This window comes from Catenulispora pinisilvae (genome assembly GCF_015356865.1).
GTDB classification, from domain to species: Bacteria; Actinomycetota; Actinomycetes; order Streptomycetales; family Catenulisporaceae; genus Catenulispora; species Catenulispora pinisilvae.
In genome coordinates this window covers 93,315-113,473 of record NZ_JAAFZA010000003.1, presented here as the reverse complement: position 1 = coordinate 113,473, position 20,159 = coordinate 93,315, and the positions used below count along the sequence as shown (strand labels likewise).

Here is a 20,159-nt window from a genome sequence, read left to right as displayed (position 1 = left end):
GGCCTCAGAGATCATTCATTCAGCGGCGGCGCGCTCCCCGGCCACCCGTTCGGGTGCCTCGATGATCGCCATCAGCGCCGCGGTGAAGGGCGCCGGGTCCACATCGCCCCGGATCGCAAGCTGCTGGTTGTAGCCGGCACACAGGGCCACGAAGGCTTCGGCGGCCCGTTCGGCGTCCGGGCCTCGGCGGCCGGGCAGCAAGTCGGCGACTGCCGCCCGCAGCGCCGCGAGTTGTTCGCGCACCACCGCTGCCAGCGGCGGCGAGACCGCGGCTTCGGCGTAGATCTGGGCCACCAGCCGAGCGTGGTCCGTGTCCCGCGCCAGGGTGCGGACGTGTTCCAGGAACCCGTTGACGGCCTCGGCGGTGAGCTCGCGGGGCAGGCCGTCGCCGGCCTGTTCGCAGACGGCGACGACGATCTCCTCCTTGCTGGTGAAGTAGCGGTAGATCGCCCCGTTGGACAGACCGGACTCGGTGACGATATCGGCCATCGACGTGCGGGCGAAGCCGTGGCTGGCGAACCGGGCCCGGGCGGCGTCGACGATCTGCTGGCGGCGGGCGTCCAGGTGGGCCTGGCTGACCTTCGGCATAAAAAGAGCGACCCCTCGTTTTTCTTGATACCGTCGTGAAGTCTACCCCGCATCACCGGAATCCAGGAGTTGCCATGCGCTACCAGACGTTCGGCCGGCTGACGGGACTGCGCGTGTCGGAGTACGCGCTGGGAACGGCGAACTTCTCCACCACGCAGGCCGGCGCCGGACCTGACGGCTCGCGGCAGATCTTCGAGGCGTTCGTCGAGGCCGGCGGCACCACCTTCGACACGTCCGACATCTATCAGGACGGGCGGGCCGAGACCATGCTCGGCAGGCTGCTCGGCGGCCGGCGCGACGACTTCGTGGTGATCACCAAGTACAGCGGCACCAGGCAGGCGCAGCCCGCGCCCGGCACCACCGGCAACGGGCGCAAGGTCATGGTCCGCTCCCTGGAGGCGAGCCTGCGCCGCCTGGGCACCGACTACGTCGACGTCTACATGCCGCACTTCCCCGACGGCACGACGCCGATCGAGGAGATCCTGGCCGGCTTCGACACCCTGATCCGGGCCGGCAAGATCCGGCACGGCGGCCTGTCCAACTTCCCGGCCTGGCGTGTCGCCGGCGCCACGGTCCGCGCCGAGCTGCGCGGCCTGGCCCGGCTGGTCGGCATCCAGACCGAGTACAGCCTGGCCGAGCGCTCCGCCGACCGGGAACTGCTTCCGATGGCGCAGGCCCACGGCCTCGGCATGCTCCTGTACTCCCCGCTGGCCGGAGGGCTGCTGACCGGCAAGTACCGGCAGGGCGGGCAAGGTCGGCTCAGCGCACGCGGCGACGCGATCGAAGGCAGCGCACAGCGCACCGCGGTCGTCGACACCGTCCTGGCGATCGCCGACGAGATCGGCGCCAGCGCGCCGCAGGTCGCCTTGTCCTGGCTACGCCGCCGCGCCGCCCTGGCACAAACAGCACTGATCCCGATCGCCGGCCCTCGCACTCTGACACAGCTGAACGAATACCTGAGCTCTGTGCACCTCGACCTCAGCGAGCAGCACTACCACCGCCTCAGCGAGGTCAGCACGCCCCGCCTGGGAACCCCGCACGAGGACGTCGAGGCCGCGCTGAACCACGGCATCGACGGGGACCGCGCGCTGCTCGCGGCTCCGCCGGTCCCGGTCATCTGATCGCCAGTCGCCAAACGCCACTGGTCGCCCCCTGCCGGAAGCCTGCACGCGACGTAGAGTGGGTGACGAGAGAGGGAACCCGCTTTCTCGACCTGCCGGGAACAGGCGATCTGTCATGGCGAACTCCCCAAGACGCGACATCCCCGACCCGCCGCCCCGGGCCGGGGGCGAGTTGCCCACGGCGGTGCACACGGCCGTCCCGGGGACCGCGATCCTGCGCCTGGAGACGATCGGGCCTCGCGCGGGCGGCGTCCTGGACGGGGCCTGGTGGCCGCGCTCCCGGCGTATCCATTCCGAGCTTCCGGCCCTGGTCAGCGCCTTGGCCCGGCACATCGGGCCGATCACCCGCGTCGGGCTCGACGCGACCGCTTGGGACGGCCTGCCGACCCGCTTGGTCGTGGACGGCCAGGTGGTACGCATCGACTCCTACCCGGTCGGCGACGACACGATCCTGATCACCCGGGGCGAGCGGGATCTCTTCTCGCTGCTGGTGATACCGCCGGACTCGGACGCGGAGGCGGCGAAGGCGGCCATCGCGCAGGCCGTCCGGCAGGACAACGTGGCGGACGCGCAGCAGATTCTCATCGACACCGGGGCCGGCCAGCAGGGATCCGTCTGAGCCGCATCAGTGCCGGTCAGTGCACTGATGTCGACCACCAGCCGTCGAGGAGCACCCGTCGGCGGCTGTGCTCGGCCCGGAGTCCACGGCGAGCGGCGGCCCGAACCGTGCCTGAACCGCCCCCGAACCGCGCCCCGGACGCAGGACCCGCCGGTCAGCGATCGTCTCGTTTCCCGCTCGTGTTACCGCAGGGGCGTACTGTTCGTCACAGCGGGACGGTTCGCTCAGCTGAGCTCAGTGCCGACCGCGGCTAAGGAGGCTCCATAGCATGGCGCGCAGCGGAATACGTGGGAGCAGAATCGGGGCTGGACCCAGCGGCGAGAACGAACGAGGGCAATTGGTAACGCGGGTCGCGGTCACCTTCTGGTGCGCGATCGGCCATTCGACGAGCCCGATCTTCGCCGCGTCCGCGGAGATTCCCACCACGTGGGACTGTCACGACTGTGACCGTCCGGCCGGCCTGGACCCCGACAACCCCCCGGCCCTGGTGCAGGCGGGCCCGTTCAAATCCCACCTGGCCTATGTCCGCGACCGGCGCAGCGACGCCGATGCCGATGCCATCTTGGCCGAGGCGCTCACCAAGCTCCGCACGGCCAGGTGAGGCCGCGCCCCGGCAACAGGTGAGGCCGCGCCGGCAAGAGGCCGCGCCGGCAAGTCGAGGTGGCACCCGCCATCAAGGCGGAACCGGTCGTCGAGGCGGCACCAGCCGCCGACACGGCAGCGCGCCGGTTCCGCTGAACCCGGCCGGGTCGGCTCCGGCTGACCGTGCGGCCCGTCCGGCACCGTGACACCACGAAGTGCGGCCCGGCACCTTTTGCAGGTACCGGGCCGCACTCAAGAGTCATCCGGAAAGGCGGATACCCTGGCTCGCGATTAAGCCGGAACGATGTTCTCGGCCTGCGGGCCCTTCTGGCCCTGCGTGACGTCGAAGCTCACGCGCTGGCCTTCCTGCAGCTCGCGGTAGCCGTCGGCAGCGATGTTCGAGAAGTGAGCGAACACGTCGGCGCCGCCGCCATCCTGCTCGATGAACCCGAAGCCCTTTTCCGCGTTGAACCACTTGACGGTGCCTGTAGCCATGACTTTTCCTTCTTTGTGGGGATCGAAGGGCCCCCACACCGTGCGGAGTCCCCTGCCGCGGAAATGACCCCACCCGGAGAGTTCCGGAAAACAAAAGACGCCTGAGCCGCAAAGCATCAGGCGCACACTAAGTTCATGGGTACCACTACTGCAACAAGATCACTATAGCACAGTTCGGCGCGCACCGCTGCGGCAGACCCACGGGAGAATCACTCCAATAGAGCAGTCACCGGGCCTTGACGTGCTTGGCGATGGTGGCCTGGCCGACGTTGTCCTCGTCCATGGCCTCGGTTTTGCCCTGGTCGGCCAGCAGCGTGCCGTCGCCGAGTTCGAAGCCGCGCTTGAACTGCGCGACCGCGTCCTTGAACGCCGAGACGGTGTCCTCGGAGAGCTGCCCGGTCTCCCGGACGGTCGCCAAGATGCCCGCGTGGTCGGTCTTCAAGAACGAGATGAACTCGCTCTCGAAACGGCGCACATCGGACACCGGCACATCATCGATCGAGCCCGACGTACCGATCCAGATCGCCGCCACCTGGTCCTCGACCGGATACGGCGTGTACTGACCCTGCTTCAGGATCTCCACCATCCGCTGACCACGGGCCAACTGCGCCTTAGACGCATCGTCCAGATCCGAGGCGAAAGCAGCGAACGCCTCCAGATCCCGGAACTGCGCCAACTCCACACGAAGCGAACCGGACACCGAACGCATCGCCTTCACCTGCGCCGAACCACCGACCCGGGACACCGAGGTACCCACGTTGATCGCCGGACGCACACCGGAGTTGAACAAGTCCGTCTCGAAGAAGACCTGACCGTCGGTGATCGAGATGACGTTCGTCGGAATGAACGCCGAGATGTCGTTCGCCTTGGTCTCAATCACCGGCAGACCGGTCATCGAGCCCGCACCCATCTCATCGGAGAGCTTCGCGCAACGCTCCAGCAGACGCGAGTGCAGATAGAAGACGTCACCGGGGTACGCCTCGCGCCCCGGCGGCCGACGCAGCAGCAGCGACATCGACCGGTACGCCTCAGCCTGCTTGGTCAGATCATCGAAGACGATCAGCACATGCTTGGAGTCGTACATCCAGTGCTGGCCGATAGCCGAACCGGTGTAAGGCGCCAGGTACTTGAAGCCCGCCGGATCCGAAGCCGGGGCGGCCACGATCGTCGTGTACTTCATCGCGCCGGCCTCCTCCAACGCGCCCTTCACAGCCGCGATGGTGGAACCCTTCTGACCGATCGCGACATAGATGCAGCGGACCTGCTTCTTCGGGTCGCCCGACTCCCAGTTCTGCTTCTGGTTGATGATCGTGTCCACGGCCACCGCGGTCTTACCGGTCTGCCGGTCACCGATGATCAGCTGACGCTGGCCACGACCGATCGGCGTCATCGAGTCGATCGCCTTGATACCGGTCTGGAGCGGCTCTCTCACCGACTGCCGAGCCATCACGCCCGGAGCCTGCAACTCCAGGACCCGAGTGCCCTCAGCCTCAACCGGACCCAAACCGTCAATCGGCTCACCCAACGGGTTCACCACCCGGCCCATGAACTTGTCACCGACCGGGGTGGACAAGATCTCGCCGGTACGCGCAACGGACTGGCCTTCGGCGATTCCCTCATAGTCGCCAAGGACGACCACGCCGATCTCCCGGACATCCAGGTTCAACGCGATACCCAGGGTGCCGTCCTCGAACTTCAGCAGCTCGTTCGTCATGGCCGAGGGCAGACCCTCGACCCTGGCGATACCGTCACCGATCACCGTGACAGCCCCGACCTCGTCGATCGGCGCCGCCGTCGTCTCGTAGGAGGCGACAAAACGCTGCAACGCGTCCCGGATCTCCTCCGGACGGATCGTGAGTTCCGGCATGGCTATTCCTGCTCTCTCCCGACTTGCGCCAGGTGGGGATACTCCGCCGACCGGTGCTGGAACTCCAGGATCGCCGGGTTCTGGATCACGCCGTCCTGGATCTCGATGGCGCGCCGAATGCTCTCGTTGGCCTCCCAGGCCTCGGGGCCGCCGAGAACCGGGCGCAAGAAGGGAATCAGGGCTTCGCTGTTCTCCCAGGTCGCGGAGTTCCACAGGTAGGAGGGGCTGTGATCGACGCCGTAGTACTGCACCCCGTTGCCGACGATGCACATCGGCTCGGTGAACGTCATCGGGCGCGCCCAGCTGAAGCCCATGCCCTCATCGCAGGACACGTCGATGACCAGGGTGCCGGGGGCCAGCGTCGCGAGGTCTTCCTCTATCAGGAAGGTCAGCGGCGCGCTGGTGTCCTGCAGGACACAGTTCACGATGATGTCGTGGCCCGCCAGGAACTCCGCCAGCGGCTGGCTTCCGTCCTCGGTGAGGGCATGGCTGCGGCGCGGGTCGTCGGTGTCGTCGGCCTCGTCGTGGTCGAAGTGGACGATGCGCGCGGAGTGGATCGGCGAGGCGACGGCGCTGACGCCGCGGCCGGTGAGGACGTCGACCTCGTGGACGCCGAGGGCGTTGAGCGCCGTCACCGCGCCGCGCGCCGTCGCGCCGAAGCCGATGACCACGGCGTTCAGCCGCCGGCCGTAGTCTCCGGTCGAGCCCACCAGCTGCATCGCGTGCAGTACCGAGGAGTACCCGGCCATCTCGTTGTTCTTGTGGAACACGTGCAGGTTGAACGAGCCGTCGCCGGTCCAGTGGTTCATCGCCTCGAACGCGATCAGCGTCAGCCGGCGGTCGATGGCCGTCTGGGTCAGCTTCGTGTCCTGGACGCAGTGCGGCCAGCCCCACAGGGTCTGGCCTTCGCGCAGTTCCGAGACGTCTTCGAGCAGCGGCTTGGCCAGCACGATGACGTCGCAGGCGGCGACGAGCTCGGCCCGGGACTTCAACCCGGCGACGAGCGGGGCCAGTTGGCTGTCGGGGATTCCGAAGCGTTCGCCGTAGCCCTGCTCCAGGTGGATGCGGGCCCGCACATCGGCGTCGATACGCTCGAAGTGCGCGGGATGGATGGGCAGCCGGTGTTCGTTCTCCTTGCGGGAGTGCGCGACGATGCCGAGTTCGAGGTTAAGCAAGACGCTCCTTTGGTTGGTTGCGGCCATGTTGGAAAGTGGAGATCAGCGCGAGCGTCGACTCAGCGCCCTGGTTCTCGTTGCGGCCCTCGCGCTCCAGGCCGTCGCAGCAGCCGCCGGTGCTCTGGTCGGCCAGCGGGATGCCTGAGTCGTTCATCCCGAGGAACCAGGCCATCGCGCGGGCCAGGCCCGCTTCCCAGCGGTCGGCGCCGGTGACGGCCAGGGCCCGGGCGCAGGCGTCGGCCAGCGCGGCGGCCTCGATCGGCTGCTGGTCGAAGCCGGGGCCGGTCCAGCCCCGGCCGTGACCGCCGGCCGGGGTCAGGGACAGGTGCCCGTCCCGGGTCTGCGCGTCCAGCAGCCAGCCCAGCAGGGTCAGGCCGTCGGCGAGCAGGCGTTTGTCGTCCAGCAGGTGGCCGGCGGCGATGAGGACTTCGGCGGGCGCGGCGTTCGCGTAGCTGAGCCACGGCTCGGGCCAGGGCCACGCGTCGTCCGCCCGGGGTGCCCCGATCAGCCGCGCGGCGTCGGCGAGCAGCTTGCGCGCGCCTTCGTGCCCCGGATCGACGGCCAGGATCTCCGCGGCGCCCAACGCCGCGAAGGTGTTGCTGCGCGACCAGGGCGAGCGCAGTACCGCGCCGCTGTCGAACATCGCCAAAGCCGCACTGCGGATCCACGGCTGCGGGCCGCGGACCGCGGCGGTGCCCAGCGCCCACAGCGCGCGCCCCCACCAATCGCCCACGCCGGGTTCGTCGTGCCAGAGGCGGTCCAGGCCCAGCCGGTTGTGGAACGACCCGTCAGGGTCCTGAGCGTGGGCGACGAAGGCCAGGTAGGTCTCGGCCAGCGCGGTCAGGCCGGCGTCGGGCTCGGGTTCGCGGCAGATGACGAGCAGGCCGCGGGCGACGTCGTCGAGGCAGTATCCGTGCTCGCGGCGCGGCACGGCGCCGCGGGCGTGCTCGAACAGACCGGTGTCGTCGCTGAGCCGGCGCAGGTGGGCGAAGGAGATGTCGGGTTTCATGCAGCGGCGGTGATCGGGGCGATCGGGGTGATCGGGGTGGTGATCGGGGTGGTGATCGGGGTGGTGATCGGGGTGGTGATCGGGGTGCCGAGCAGCGACGTGGCCAGGGCCCGGTAGGAGTCCGCCACGGTGCTCCAGGCCAGGTCGGACGCGATGCGGCCGCAGGCCTGGGTCATGGACTCGGCCAGGGCCGGCCCGGTGAGGACCGCCCGCAGCGCTTCGGTCATGGCGGGGACGTCCCGGTGCTTCACCAGCAGCCCGGTGCCGTCGGCGAGCAGTTCCACGGCGTGCGGGAAGCGGGTCGCGATGATCGGCCGGCTGGCGGCGACGGCCTCGATGAGCACGCCGGAGGTCACCTGCTCGGTCGATTCGTAGGGCAGGAGCACCACGTCGGCGCTGTGGACGAGGTCCGTGAGCACGTCAGGATCGTGATATTCGGGATCGAACTCCACGTCGGCCGAGATACCGAGCTCCCGCGCCCGGGCCCGCAGGCCGTCCCGGTACGCCTCGCCCTCCCGCGCCAGCACCTTGGGATGCGTCTGGCCGGCGATCACGTATCGCGGCGCCGGATCCAGGCCGCCGAGCCCGGCGAAGGCCTCAAGCGCCCACTCGATGCCTTTACCCGGTCCGAGCAGACCCCAGGTGAGGACGATCGGTCGCCGCGCGGCGGCGGCCGGCGCCGGTGGGGCGAACGGGTTGAGGCAGGCCAGGGGCGAGCGGCGCCGGCTGGTGAGCGCGCCGTGCGGGATGACCGAGATCTTGGCCGGGTCGACCAGGTAGCCCGCACCCAGCCGGTCGGCGGCGGTCTGGGACATCACCACGACCGCGGCCGCGGCGTCCGCGATCCGTTCCAGCACCTGACGTTGGTGCGCGGTGGGGGCGGCCAAGACGGTGTGCAGTACCGCGATCACCGGGACCTCCGTCTCGGCCAGGACCCGCAGCACGTCCTCGCCGTCCCGGCCGCCGTAGATGCCGTACTCGTGGTGCACGATGGCGACGTCGCAGCGATTCAGCGCCGCCGCGGCCGTGGCCGGGCCCGCTGGCGAGCCGTTGACCAGCTGAGCGACGACGTCCGCAGACACGGCCGGCTGCACGGTGTCCACGACCCGGACCACACCGGCCCGGTCGCCGCCGTCCTGGCCGGTCAGCTGGCGCACCAGGGCCGCGCTGAAGGTGGCCAGGCCGCATTGGGTGGGCGGGTACGTGCTCAGAAAGCCAAAGCTGGTCATGGCGGAGCCCTCACTTCGTCGTTCGGACGGAGGGCGAGCAGGGCGGTATCGCGGTATCGCGGGTGCTCGCTGTTGTCGCATTCGAGGCGATCGCGCTGATGGAGGGCGACCACGACCCTGACCGGGGACCAAGACGCGGAGCAGAAGGCTGCGCTGTGCCGGTGGGCTGCACCGTCGCTGGAAGACGGCGTCACGGTCGACAGTACCAGCAGGCCTGCTCGCGGACGCCGCTCAATCAGTCCCGGGCTGAGCTGTCACGGAAGGAGGTCCGCGGCGCTCGCGTGGTTGTCGCGCCCGGCGGCCTCGGCCATGGCCGTCCGCGCCGTTCCCACGCCGGTCGCCGGCGGGACGACCAGCAACAGGAAGTGGTTCTGGAAGCCGAGGCTGACGCTTATGGTCCGGTCCCGGCCCGGGAACCAGCTGATCCGGATCACCTGGCCGTCCACGGTGACGCTGCGCGGCACGTCGTCCCAGGCCTCGATGTCCAGACCGATCCGCACGATGCGGCCCAGGTGCGCGGTCAGCGCCGTGATCAGGTCCGGCAGCTCGGCCAGGACGTGGCGCGAGCGCGGCCACCAGGCGCCGTCGAACGTCCCGGTCTGCGCCAAGGTCGGCTCCAAGACCAGCCGCGGGAGAAGCGGGGCACCGCAGGCATCACCCTGCAAGGGTGGAGGGAAGAAGGTGGGAAGCGCCATAAGCAGGCCGCCCCATCCGGTCCGCGAGCGGACCTGTCATGACCCAGGGGCGACACCAGCGCGGATGTTAGTGAGTAACGCTTCCTCGGATGCCCCGATTATACCCCATTTTCAATAAATCGGAGCTATTGCCATTAATTGTTAGTGGCATTGTCAGAGCTTTTGTGAGCCCTCGATGACAGATGTCTGCACCCCGCCGTTGTCTGCACCCCACTGTGCTGCTCGCCCGGCGGGACGAACAGCACAGTCGCGTGGTGGGTCAGGACGCCGGCGCGAACACGATGTCGGTCGGCGCGTCGTCGAGGGCGCTGGTTCCAGGCCCGCCGGGAATGGTGGACACGACCTTGCCGGACGCGGTGTCGATCACCGAGACGCTGCCGGACAGGGTGTTGCCCACCCAGACCTGCGTGCCGTCCGGGGTGACGCCGATGGCGGTCGGCAGCGAGCCGACGGTGATCGCGGCGGTGGTCCGGCCGGTGCGCGCGTCCAGGACCGAGACGCTGTTGGAGTTGATGTCCGCGACGTAGAGCTTGGAGCCGTCCGGCAGAACGCCGACCGACCACGGCTCGGCCCCGGCCTTGAACGTGTGCCGGACCGACGCGTCGCGGGTGGAGATGACCAGGACCTCGTCCTCGTCGGGGGCGGTCGCGTAGAGCTGGGATCCGTCCGGGCTCAACGCCAGACCCCGCACGTCCGAGGGCGTGTGGACGACCCCGACGGTGCGACGGGTCGCGGTGTCGACGATCCAGACACCCTGGCCGGTCCCGACGTAGGCACGCTTGCCGTCGGCGCTCAGGACGATGCGACGCGGCGCGGAGCCGACGGTGATAGTGGAGACGACCTTGTCCGTGGCGGCATCGATCACCGCGACGGTGTTCGAACCGCCGGGGCCGGTGTCGCCGCCGGTGACGGTGGCGTACACGGTCTTGCCGTCCGGGGAGACCGCCACGTCCTGCGGATAGGCGCCGACCTGGATCGTCGTGCTCTTCTTCGTCGCCACGTCGAAGGCGAGCACTCCGTACTGGCCGGTGTTCGCCGCGTAGAGGGTGCTGTGGTCGGGCGAGAGCGCGATGCCCATGGCGGAGTCGGTGCCGTAGGTCGGGCCCTGGGTACCGGTGTGGGTGTTGAACGTGGCGACCGCGTAGCCGCCGGCGGCGGCCACGTAGACCTGGTAGCCGGCCGCGCCGACCGCCGCCGCCGGCACCGCGTGGGAGACCTGGTCGGCGGCGGAGTGCCGCGGGCCGGCGGAACTGTTCGCGGCGCCGATGGCGATGGCGCCCGCGGCGACGACGGCGATCGCCGCGACGGAGCCCGCCACCCGCGGGGTTCGAGCGCGCGGCGCGTTCTCGGTGGCCGGCTCGACGACGAGTTCGAGCACGTCGGTCTCGCCGATCGCGTCGGTCGTGTCGGTCTCGCCGGTCGTGCCGATCCCACCGGTCGTGCCGATCACGTCGATCTCGCCGGTCGCGTCGGTCCCGGCGCCCGGAGTCTGTGAACTGTCGTTGGACATGCTGGATCCTCCTGTCAGTTCTGCGAAGCGGGCGCTACGCGCCGGGCCGGGGACGCGGACGGCTGCCGTGCTGCTGTCCCGGCATCGACTGGTCGGCACCGGGCAGCGCCGGGGCGGGCAACGTCGCGATCTCCTGGACCGCGCGCGCCAGCGGACGCTTGGTGTCCGGAAGCTGCGGGGCGCTGCGGGCCGGGAAGCCCAGCGCGGAAGTCAGATCGCTGAAGGTGTCACGGCGCCAGTCGGTGATGTTCGGGATCCGCACGCCGGTCAGCCGCTCCAGGAACTGGAGGGTGGAGGTGTGGTCCGAGGTCGCGCTGCTGATCCAGCCGCCGGCGGTCCACGGGGAGACGATGATGCACGGCACCCGGAACCCGCCGCCGATCGGTACGCCGTCGACGAACTCCCCCGCGGTCCCGGCCGGCGGGGTCGGCGGCGGCACGTGGTCGAACAGGCCGTCGTTCTCGTCGTAGTTCAGGATGAAGACCGTCTTGGCCCACACGTCCGGATTCGACGCGATGGCGTCGATCTTGCCGGCGACGAAGTCGGCGCCGGCCGCCGGGGTGTAGTCGGGGTGCTCGGACTGCCAGCTGGTCGGCAGGATCCAGGAGACCGTCGGCAGATTGTCGTGCGCGGCATCGTGCTCGAACCGGTCGGAGGAGTAGGTGCGCAGGGCGTTCTGGTACAGCGGGGAGGAGACCGGCGCGTTGACGTATTTGTCGAAGTACTCCAGGACGTTGGTGCCGTAGTTGTCCACCTCCTGATAGACCCGCCACGAGACCCCCGCCTCGGTCAGCGCCTCAGGATAGGTCTTCCACTTGTACAGCTCGTTGTGCTGGTTGCTGGTGATGGGACCGCCGCCCACACCCTCGGGGTCGATCCAGGCGCTCATCAGGTACAGCCGGTTCGGCCAGGTCGGGCCCATCAGCGAGCAGTGGTAGTCGTCCAGGATCGTGAAGTTCTTCGCCAGCGCGAAGTGGAAGGGGATGTCGTCCTCGGTGTAGTAGCCCATGGTGTACGGGCCGTTCTTACCGTCGGCCGCACGGTGCGCCGGCAGCCAGTTGTCCATCTTGCCGCCGTTCCACGCGCTGTGCTGAACGCTCCAGGCGTGGCTGGTGGACGGGATCGCCTGCGCGCTGCTGGTGGAGGTGTTCAGATGGAACGGCAGCGTGTAGCCGTCGGGATTCTGCGGATCGGGCTGGTGGAAGACCGACTTGCCGGTACCCAGCGTCAACGCGGCGGGGTCGGCGAAGCCGCGCACCCCCGGCAGCGTGCCGAAGTAGTGGTCGAACGACCGGTTCTCCTGCATCAGGATCACCACGTGCTTGATATCGGACAACCGGTTCGGCCGCCCGGTCCGGGATGGGGTGGCGGCCAGCGCACGCTGCACGTTCTGCGGCAGGAACTCCGCAGCCAGGGCCGCCCCGCTCAGCGCTCCAGCCGAGGTGAGGAGTCTGCGTCGGGAGATGTCGGGCATCAGAGGGTCTCCTTAGCCGTGACGATCGGGAAAAACATCCACGCGGAGCCTTATCGCAGCGCCCCGACACAGTATTGCTCGCGGGCAACGCGGAGATGATGGTTGGTCGACGGAACGGGACACGGCACCGGTGAAGACGGCGCCGACCGAAAGGACAGCGCGTCACTCGCATGACCGGCATGACTCGCTGAACGGCCGGGGCAGCGACCTCCGCGGGCATCTCCGCAAGGCGCCACCCCAGCCGTCAATCCTCAGCCAGCCTCTCCCTTCAGCCAGCCGTCGACCCTCAGCTCACAACCTCCGCAAGATCCTCGCGCACCGTCCGCGCCGCGCTAACGATGTTCTCCACCGAAGCGCGCACTTCGCTCCAGCCGCGCGTCTTCAGCCCGCAGTCCGGATTGGCCCACAGCCGTGCCGCCGGAATCGCCTCCAGACCGGTGCGGAGCATCGACGTCACCTCGTCAGCGCCAGGCACCCGCGGGGAGTGGATGTCGTAGACCCCGGGCCCGACCTCCCGTGGGTAGCCCACTCCAGCGAGCTGGCGCGCGATCTCCATGCGCGAGCGCGCCGCCTCCAGGCTGATCACGTCGGCGTCGATGGCGTCGATGGCCTCGATGATGTCGCCGAACTCGGCGTAACACATGTGGGTGTGGATCTGGGTGTCCGGACGGACGCCGCTGGTGGCCAGCCGGAACGCCTCGGTGGCCCAGTCCAGGTAGGCCGGCCGGGCGGCGGCGCGCAGCGGCAGGGTCTCCCGCAGCGCCGGCTCGTCCACCTGGATCACCGCGACCCCGGCCGCTTCCAGGTCGGCGACCTCGTCCCGCAACGCCAGCGCCACCTGCCGCGCGGTGTCGGCCGCCGGCTGGTCGTCGCGGACGAAGGACCAGGCGAGCATCGTGACCGGACCGGTGAGCATCCCCTTGACCGGCTTGGCGGTCAGCGACTGCGCGTAGGAGGTCCAGCGCACCGTCATCGGCGCCGGCCGGGAGACGTCGCCGGCCAGGATGCCGGGGCGGACGTAGCGCGTGCCGTAGGACTGCACCCAGCCGTGCTGCGTGGCCAGGTAGCCGTTCAGCTGCTCGGCGAAGTACTGGACCATGTCGTTGCGCTCGGCCTCGCCGTGCACCAGCACGTCCAGCCCCGCCGCCTCCTGGAACGCGATGACCTCGCGGATCTCGGCGGCCACCCGCTCCTCATAACCGGCGGCGTCGATACGCCCGGCCCGCAGATCCGCCCGCGCGGTGCGCAGCTCCGCAGTCTGCGGGAAGGAGCCGATGGTGGTAGTCGGCAACAGCGGCAGCCCGAGCTTGGCCCGCTGCGCCACCGAACGTTCCGGGTACGGCTGCGAACGGCGCGCGTCCGCCTCGGTGACGGCCTCGACCCGAGCCCGCACCGCGACGTCCCGGGTGAGCGCGGACCCGGCGCGCGAGGACAGCGCCGCGCGGTTGGCGGCCAGCTCGGCCCGGATGGTGTCAGGTCCCTGGTTCATTCCGCGGGCCAGGGTGCTGATCTCAGTGCTCTTCTGCCGGGCGAAGGCCAGCCAGCGCGTCACCTGCGGATCCAGGTCACGCTCGGCGGCGGCGTCCAGCGGCACGTGCAGCAGCGAGCAGGAGGCCGCGACGTCGACCCGGTCGGCCAGCCCCAGCAACGTCCCCAGGGTCGCCAGCGACTTCGCCAGATCGTTGATCCAGATGTTGCGGCCGTCGACCACCCCGGCCACCAGGCGCTTGCCCGGCAGCCCGCCGACCGCGGCCAGGGCGTCCAGGTTCGCGGCGGCCGGACCGGTGAAGTCCAGCGCCAGCCCCTCGATCGGGGCCTTGGCCAGCACCGGCAGCGCCGCGCCGAGCCGGTCGAAGTAGGAGGCCACGAGGATGCTGGGCCGATCGGTCAGCCGTCCCAGGTCCCGGTAGGCGCGCGCCGCCGTGCCCAAGATCGCCTCGGGCTGGTCCTGGACCAGCGCGGGCTCGTCCAGCTGGACCCACTCGGCCCCGGCGGCCCGCAGGGCGGCCAGGATCTGGCCGTAGACCGGCAGGAGGCGGTTGATCAGATTGATCGGCTCGAACAACGGCGAGGCGTCCAGGACCGGCTTGGCCAGCAGCAGGTAGCTGATCGGCCCCAACAGCACCGGGCGGGCCCGGTGCCCCTGCTCGATCGCCTCCCGCAGTTCCGCGACCTGCCTGGTGGGATCGGCGGTGAAGACGGTGTCCGCGGCGAGTTCGGGCACCAGGTAGTGGTAGTTGGTGTCGAACCACTTGGTCATCTCCAGCGGCGCGAGGTCCTGGGCGCCGCGGGCCATCGCGAAGTAGCCGTCGAGCGCGTCGGCGGCCACGGCCGCCCGGTACCGCCCGGGAATCGCGCCGACCATCACACTGGTGTCGAGGACGTGGTCGTAGAGCGAGAAGTCCCCGGTGGGGACCTCGTCGATACCGGCCTGCGCAAGCTGTCGCCAGTTCTCCCGGCGCAGCCCGGCGGCGGTCGCACGCAGTGCCTCGGCACTGACGCGGCCTTGCCAGTACCCTTCGACAGCCCTCTTCAGCTCCCTTCTCGCGCCTTGGCGCGGGTAGCCGTAGACGGTGGCCCGGGTGGTGGAAGCGGTCGGCTGACCAGACAAGATGCTCTCCTTCGCGAGCAGATCTCCGGCGATCGCGGAGGTCTGCGCAAGGCGCGCAAGGAAACAGAGGACGGCTCACCACCCGCACCGCCAGGGGTACGGCTGTCCCGTCCGCTATGTCCGCCGGCCCGCCCTCGAGACCACCGTGATCTCCGCGCGCGGTCGCGCACGGGCAGCGGCAGGTCTTCGGACTCGTGGGCCCGTCCGCCAAAGGCGGACACCTACTGACCGTCGCTTCCCAGATCCGACCGGACCCAGTGCACATGACGGCGGTCGTTCCCACTCACCGCTGCGGGGCAGTCCCGGAGTTCCACCGGGTTCCCTTCTTACGCCGTCCCTGTCTGGCCGACAGGGGCGGACCGACTGCACTGCCAGCATAGATCGGCCCTCGGTGCCGGACTGGTCTGCCCGCATTCCGGACTACGGCCCCTGCACTCAAGTCATTATAACGACATGATGATAGAGTCACCCCATGACCACGGACGCCCCGTTGTACGCGCAGATCGAACAGGCGCTCGTCGCCCGGTTCGGCGTCGACCTGCACCCCGGCGACCGACTGCCGACCGAGGACGAGTTGATCGACCGGTTCGGCGTCAGCCGGATCACGGTGCGCCGGGCGATCCAGAACCTGGTGTCGAGGCAGTTGGTGGTCACCCAGCACGGACGGGGCAGCTTCGTCGCGACGCCGAGGATCAGTCAGCCGCTCACAGCGCTGACGGGTTTCGTCGAGGACATGGAGGCGCAGGGCCTTCCCTCCCACGCCCGGGTGCTGATGGTCGAGGAAGTGCCCGCGCCGCCGGAGGTACGCCAGGCCCTGGAACTGCCGCTCGGCGCCACGGTGACCCAGATCGAGCGGGTCCGCCTCGCCGCCGGCCACCCGGTCTCGTTCGACCGCACCTATCTCCCGCCCGACCTCGGACGGCTCGTCGCCGAGGACGACCTGGAGAACGAACCGATCTTCACCCTCCTGGAAACCCGGCACGGCACGCCGCTCCTCGAAGCCTCATACGCGCTCCAGGCCGGCACGGCCGATTCCGTCGTGGCGCACGCGCTCGGCGTCGAGGAGGGAAGCGCGGTGTTCAGGATCGAGCGCACGACCTACACGACCGGGCAGCGGCCCGTGGACTACGAGATCCTGCACTATCGGGGCGACGCGATCACCTTCACGACCCGCCTGCCCCGACCGGGCGCCAAGGCCGGGGACGGCCTGTGACGGTCGCACTGTTCGCAGGGCTCTTCTCCGGGAGCCTGGCGGCCAGCGCCCTGGGCAGCGCGCTGGGGATGGCCGGGGGCATCTTCGTGGTGCCCCTCCTCGTCCTCGTCGCGCACGTCCCCTTCCCGGCCGCGGTCGCCGTCAGTCTGGTGTCGGTGATCGCCTGCTCATGCGCCAGCGCTCCGCAGTTCCTCGCCGCCGGTTTGACGAATCTGCGCCTGGCCGTGTTGCTGGAAGTCGCGACGACGTCCGGGGCAATCGTCGGAGTGCTGCTGATCGGGACCATCCCGCAGGGAGCCTTGTACGGGGTGTTCGCCGCGGTCCTGATGGTCTCCGCGGTCCAGATGATCATCGGCCGACGCTCCCACACGCCAGACTCGCTGGACTCGCTGGACTCGCTGGACTCGCCGGAGCCGGCCCTTCGGGATTCGCTAAGCAGCGCACTGGACGCCGGCTTCACCGACCACGACGGACGGACGGTCTCCTACCAGGTGGCACGGCTGCCGCTCGGGGCGACGCTCATGTTCGGCGCCGGGGCCCTGTCAGCGCTGTTGGGCATAGGAAGCGGCGTCCTGAAGATCCCCGCCATGGACGCGGCGATGCGGTTGCCGATCAAGGCCTCGTCCGCGACGGCCAACCTGATGATCGGCGCCACGGCATGCGGGACAGCCGGCGCCTACCTCCTGTCCGGGACGCTCCACGTCGACCTGACCGCCCCGGTGGTGCTCGGCTCGCTCGCGGGATCGGTCCTGGGTGCCCGGGCCCTGGTTCACGCCACCGGCCCCGGGCTGCGCATCGTGTTCACCGGCGTCCTTCTGGCGCTGGCCGTCCCGATGACCGCGAACGCGTTCGGGCTCGACTGGGGCGTCGCCCCGTGACGCCGGACGAGGTGTCGACGGCACCGGCCGCGCAGACCGGACCGACGGTGCAGGCCACGCAGACCGCACACGCTGCAAAGGCCGCACGCGCCCTACGAACGAGCGTTCTGGTTCCCCATTCGGGGAACCTCTTTCTGCTGGTCAATGACCCGCGCAGCAGGTCGGCGCCATTTCTAGTGCGATCCTTGTTCGAGTACGTTGTCGCACTTGGACGCGATTTTGATCATGGCTTATTGAAGATCGCGGCACATGCGCGGAAAATCTGCCGCTCAGCGGCGTCTCTACGACGCCTCGTCGTCCTTCCAGCCGAGTGCCCGTTCGATGCGCTCGCGGGCGAGGGCTTCCTGGCCGTCGACGCATTTGGCGTAGGTGGATACGCAGGCGTGGCGCAGGTCATATGGCCGTTTGCCGAGTGGGGAGTCGTATTGGACCTTGGTGAGAACGTCGCGGCGGGTGTCGGCCCAGATTTTGGCGTAGGTGGCGGAGCGGATCTTCTCGCCGTCATCGCGGGCGTACAGTCGTCCGTCTTCGGCGGTGCCGTATTCGGCCAGGTGGACCCGCAGGATCCTTACGAGGTCCGGGCAGGCCGGAACGCGGCTCTGATCCTTTGGTCGATGCTTCAGGGCTTTGCGTGGGCTGTAGCCGCCGTCGTTGGTCCAGGCCTTATCGGTGTAGGGGGAGGATTCGGCGAAGCACAGCTCGCCCCAGCCCTTCTTCGGCAGAGTGCAATCCTGGGCTCGTAAGGCCAGGGCCTCGCTCGGCCGGAGTCCGGCGTAGTACAGAATCGCGAAGAAGGCCGTCATGTGCGCGCCGGTGCGGCCGCGACCCTGTTCCTTTACTGCTTCGATGAGCTTGCGTGCCTGGACGGGGTTGACGACGACGCGGCGGTCGATGGTGGTGCCTTTGCGCGGTGCGGACTTGGTGATCCGGTCCAGCGGGTTGGCGCTGAGGTGGCCGAGTTCGATGGCGTACTTGATGGCGCCGGAGAGGCCCTTCATCTTGTTGCGGTAGGCGTTCGCAGAGAACTGCTCCACGAAGCCACCTGCCTGGTAAGCGAGGAGTTAGCGGCCAACATCGCGTTTTGACTGGATCTCAGACATGGCCGCGAAGCCGGGCCGCCGGATGTCTCAGTTGATGGTTTCGATCTCCTTGGAGGTGATCGCCGTGTCGGTGTTCATATGAACGTCGGGGAAGGTCTGGACGCCGGTGACCTGCGGTGAGGTCCAGGTGATCTGCCAGATGACGTCGGCGTGGACGACGTAGTTGCCGGGCGCGGTGAATGTCAGCCCACAGCCAGGCGACGTCGGCTCGGAATCGCCGCGTACCCAGGGGACCCCGATGACGGTACCGACCTGTCGGCACACGTTCGGGACACCCCTTGCGGTGGGCCCGTCCGAGGTGACCGTCATCGCCGTCGGGGTCATGACAACAGTCGCCGATTGCGCGCCGAGCGTCGCCGTGAGGTCGAGCGTATTGCCGGCCGACTGCCAAGCCCAGGTGGGGAGATTCACATAGCTGGGCTGCGTGGGGTCTGGGCTGAACGTCGGCGTCGGCGGGGGCAGGACCGTCGAGGCCAGAGCGTACTGGGCCAGCGTCGCTGGGGTGATCGTGGGAACGCCTCCAACCGGCGCGGTGTTCGCCGGGACGTAAAGGAAATCAGGGTTCGACTGTCCCCAGGCCTGAGCCGCGGAAGTGCTCCAGTCGGTGCAGTCGGACTCGTACCACGCACCCGGTGGCTTGTCGTTCTCGTGGGCCGCCAGCTGATCGGTCCAGCCCTGCAACCACTGAGGGAAATCAGGCCAGCCCTGACCGCCTGGATCCGTATGGTGCTCGTCGAAGTTGTACTGCTGCAGAAGCTTCTGGAACGACGCCGCGCTGTCCTGCGGCTGGACCGGCTGGTACCAGCACGGCGGCACCTTGTAATTCACCCCTGTGTTCCCGCCACCGCCATCCTTGTACTGCGTGCTGGTGGTCGTGGCCAGGCTGATGGTGACTTGGTTTTCATGCAAGCGCACCGGTGGTGAAGGCGTCGGGCCGTGGTCGGATGCAGATGCTGTCCCTGTGGAAAGACCGGCGGTTGCCATGACCGCAGCGAGGCCGGTCAGTGCCCTTCGGCTGCCTGGCATCCCGCGTCCCCTGCTTTCCAAGTGTAGTAGGAGGCTTTCCACCGCCCATCGTGATCGAGAAGCATGTCCACCTTGAAGCTGTAGATCTGTGCCAGCCCAGTCTGCTGAGGGAGGGCCTGACCTGTCGTACGGCTCTTGCTGAGGAACTTGTTCTCGTCTTCGCAGAAGGTGATCTGCATTGATTTTTCACCGGGATCCACTTCTGGGAACTTCCAGTCGTAGTAGATGTTCGTGCCGGTGACGGTCTCTCCCTTGCGCTGCTGGAGGATCAGGAGCGCCTTGATGCTGTTGTTCGCGTCCTGAATGTCGAAGTCGTCCACGATCGGACCGCTGCTGACCCCGAGCTCGGTCGCCTTGAACTGGGCCTCCTCCTCCTGGACGAGACCCTGCAACGCGCCGTCCTTCGCCGCATCGCCGGTCTTCGGCAGGTTGAACTGGAGTGTGACATCCGGCGGCAGCGTCAGATCCGGCAGCCCGCCCGCAGCCGCGGGGGAACTGTTGCTCGTCGGCGCCGCGGAAGACGTCGAAGCGGTCGGCACAGTCGAGGTCGCCGAAGTAGTCGGGGACGCAGACGCAGTGGTCGTGCCCCCACCGGGGCCGGGGGTGATCTTCGCTGCCGGCTGCGAGGAACCGCACGCCGCCACCGGCAGGATGACGGCTGCAACCGCCATCATCAGAACCTTGTCGCGCCTAATCAGCATCAGTCGGCACCCCCGTCGTCGCAATCCCATCATCGACCGAACGCGATCATAGGATACCGGACCGTAGGCAACCAGATCAGGGCACGGATTCTGTGCCAATAACTTGCCGGGCTACCTGACGTCCACGTGCTCGAAGATCCCGACCGGACCAGCGGGCACGGCTAAACACGGGCCTGTGCTTCAAGGTCTACGCCGAGATCGCCGACCACGAACTGGAAATCGGCGACGGAGGCTTCGTCGACTGGACCCAGCTCCTCACCGGCAAC

At 68.9% G+C, this 20,159-nt stretch carries 18 protein-coding genes and 1 riboswitch; of the genes, 5 read left to right on the top strand and 13 right to left on the bottom strand.

Features of this window, described 5'->3' with window-relative positions:
* Positions 1–15: 15 nt before the first annotated feature.
* Complete coding sequence (locus tag IZR01_RS01900; RefSeq protein ID WP_194894907.1) at positions 16–588, bottom strand: TetR/AcrR family transcriptional regulator; 573 nt, start codon at positions 586–588, stop codon at positions 16–18.
* Positions 589–662: 74 nt separating this feature from the next.
* Here IZR01_RS01900 and IZR01_RS01895 point away from each other — a divergent pair, with 74 nt between their 5' ends.
* The 3 genes from IZR01_RS01895 to IZR01_RS01885 all read left to right on the top strand — a co-directional run bounded on the left by IZR01_RS01895 (position 663) and on the right by IZR01_RS01885 (position 2,929).
* On the top strand, positions 663–1,709 hold the full coding sequence (locus IZR01_RS01895) for an aldo/keto reductase (RefSeq protein ID WP_194922630.1): 1,047 nt from the start codon (positions 663–665) through the stop codon (positions 1,707–1,709).
* A 115-nt stretch (positions 1,710–1,824) separates the two neighbouring features.
* Positions 1,825–2,328, top strand: a complete 504-nt coding sequence (locus IZR01_RS01890; RefSeq protein ID WP_194894904.1) for a DUF5994 family protein — start codon at positions 1,825–1,827, stop codon at positions 2,326–2,328.
* 268 nt (positions 2,329–2,596) lie between these two features.
* The gene (locus tag IZR01_RS01885; RefSeq protein ID WP_194894903.1) at positions 2,597–2,929 is read left to right on the top strand and encodes an RNA polymerase-binding protein RbpA; all 333 of its coding nucleotides are present in this window, start codon (positions 2,597–2,599) and stop codon (positions 2,927–2,929) included.
* A 272-nt stretch (positions 2,930–3,201) separates the two neighbouring features.
* Here the strand turns inward: IZR01_RS01885 and IZR01_RS01880 are convergent, their stop codons facing one another.
* The 9 genes from IZR01_RS01880 to metE all read right to left on the bottom strand — a co-directional run bounded on the left by IZR01_RS01880 (position 3,202) and on the right by metE (position 14,975).
* Positions 3,202–3,405 (bottom strand): cold-shock protein, encoded by a 204-nt coding sequence (locus IZR01_RS01880; protein ID WP_194894901.1) that lies wholly within the window; start codon positions 3,403–3,405, stop codon positions 3,202–3,204.
* Between the two features lie 226 nt (positions 3,406–3,631).
* Positions 3,632–5,272 carry a F0F1 ATP synthase subunit alpha gene (gene atpA, locus IZR01_RS01875; protein ID WP_194922629.1) on the bottom strand — a complete coding sequence of 547 codons (1,641 nt, stop codon included), beginning with the start codon at positions 5,270–5,272 and terminating at the stop codon, positions 3,632–3,634.
* Between the two features lie 2 nt (positions 5,273–5,274).
* Positions 5,275–6,447 carry a N(5)-(carboxyethyl)ornithine synthase gene (locus tag IZR01_RS01870; RefSeq protein WP_194894898.1) on the bottom strand — a complete coding sequence of 391 codons (1,173 nt, stop codon included), beginning with the start codon at positions 6,445–6,447 and terminating at the stop codon, positions 5,275–5,277.
* Positions 6,440–7,456 (bottom strand): glycosyltransferase, encoded by a 1,017-nt coding sequence (locus tag IZR01_RS01865; protein ID WP_194922628.1) that lies wholly within the window; start codon positions 7,454–7,456, stop codon positions 6,440–6,442. Before IZR01_RS01865 ends, IZR01_RS01870 begins: the two co-directional genes overlap by 8 nt.
* Positions 7,453–8,685: a glycosyltransferase gene (locus IZR01_RS01860; RefSeq protein ID WP_194922627.1), complete on the bottom strand. Its 1,233-nt coding sequence runs from the start codon at positions 8,683–8,685 to the stop codon at positions 7,453–7,455. Before IZR01_RS01860 ends, IZR01_RS01865 begins: the two co-directional genes overlap by 4 nt.
* A gap of 254 nt (positions 8,686–8,939) precedes the next feature.
* Positions 8,940–9,380, bottom strand: coding sequence for a DUF5994 family protein (locus IZR01_RS01855; RefSeq protein ID WP_228554733.1), 441 nt, complete (start codon positions 9,378–9,380; stop codon positions 8,940–8,942).
* A gap of 259 nt (positions 9,381–9,639) precedes the next feature.
* Positions 9,640–10,890 carry a YncE family protein gene (locus IZR01_RS01850; protein WP_194922626.1) on the bottom strand — a complete coding sequence of 417 codons (1,251 nt, stop codon included), beginning with the start codon at positions 10,888–10,890 and terminating at the stop codon, positions 9,640–9,642.
* A 34-nt stretch (positions 10,891–10,924) separates the two neighbouring features.
* On the bottom strand, positions 10,925–12,364 hold the full coding sequence (locus IZR01_RS01845; RefSeq protein WP_194922625.1) for an alkaline phosphatase family protein: 1,440 nt from the start codon (positions 12,362–12,364) through the stop codon (positions 10,925–10,927).
* Positions 12,365–12,650: 286 nt separating this feature from the next.
* The gene (gene metE, locus IZR01_RS01840; protein WP_194897034.1) at positions 12,651–14,975 is read right to left on the bottom strand and encodes a 5-methyltetrahydropteroyltriglutamate--homocysteine S-methyltransferase; all 2,325 of its coding nucleotides are present in this window, start codon (positions 14,973–14,975) and stop codon (positions 12,651–12,653) included.
* Between the two features lie 160 nt (positions 14,976–15,135).
* Positions 15,136–15,355, bottom strand: a riboswitch (cobalamin riboswitch).
* Between the two features lie 92 nt (positions 15,356–15,447).
* Here metE and IZR01_RS01835 point away from each other — a divergent pair.
* Together IZR01_RS01835 and IZR01_RS01830 are read left to right on the top strand one after the other, a co-directional pair.
* Complete coding sequence (locus IZR01_RS01835; RefSeq protein ID WP_194922624.1) at positions 15,448–16,188, top strand: GntR family transcriptional regulator; 741 nt, start codon at positions 15,448–15,450, stop codon at positions 16,186–16,188.
* A complete protein-coding gene (locus IZR01_RS01830; protein WP_194922623.1) occupies positions 16,185–17,066 on the top strand; it encodes a sulfite exporter TauE/SafE family protein in 882 nt (293 codons plus the stop codon). The genes IZR01_RS01835 and IZR01_RS01830 overlap by 4 nt, the downstream gene beginning before the upstream one ends.
* Positions 17,067–17,347: 281 nt before the next feature.
* Here the strand turns inward: IZR01_RS01830 and IZR01_RS01825 are convergent, their stop codons facing one another.
* The 3 genes from IZR01_RS01825 to IZR01_RS01815 form a co-directional block, all read right to left on the bottom strand.
* Positions 17,348–18,100, bottom strand: a complete 753-nt coding sequence (locus IZR01_RS01825; protein ID WP_194897037.1) for a site-specific integrase — start codon at positions 18,098–18,100, stop codon at positions 17,348–17,350.
* Between the two features lie 93 nt (positions 18,101–18,193).
* Positions 18,194–19,075 carry a hypothetical protein gene (locus IZR01_RS01820; RefSeq protein ID WP_194922622.1) on the bottom strand — a complete coding sequence of 294 codons (882 nt, stop codon included), beginning with the start codon at positions 19,073–19,075 and terminating at the stop codon, positions 18,194–18,196.
* 92 nt (positions 19,076–19,167) lie between these two features.
* Entirely contained in the window at positions 19,168–19,893 is a 726-nt protein-coding gene (locus tag IZR01_RS01815; protein WP_194922621.1) for a hypothetical protein, read from the bottom strand.
* Between the last annotated feature and the right edge of the window lie 266 nt (positions 19,894–20,159).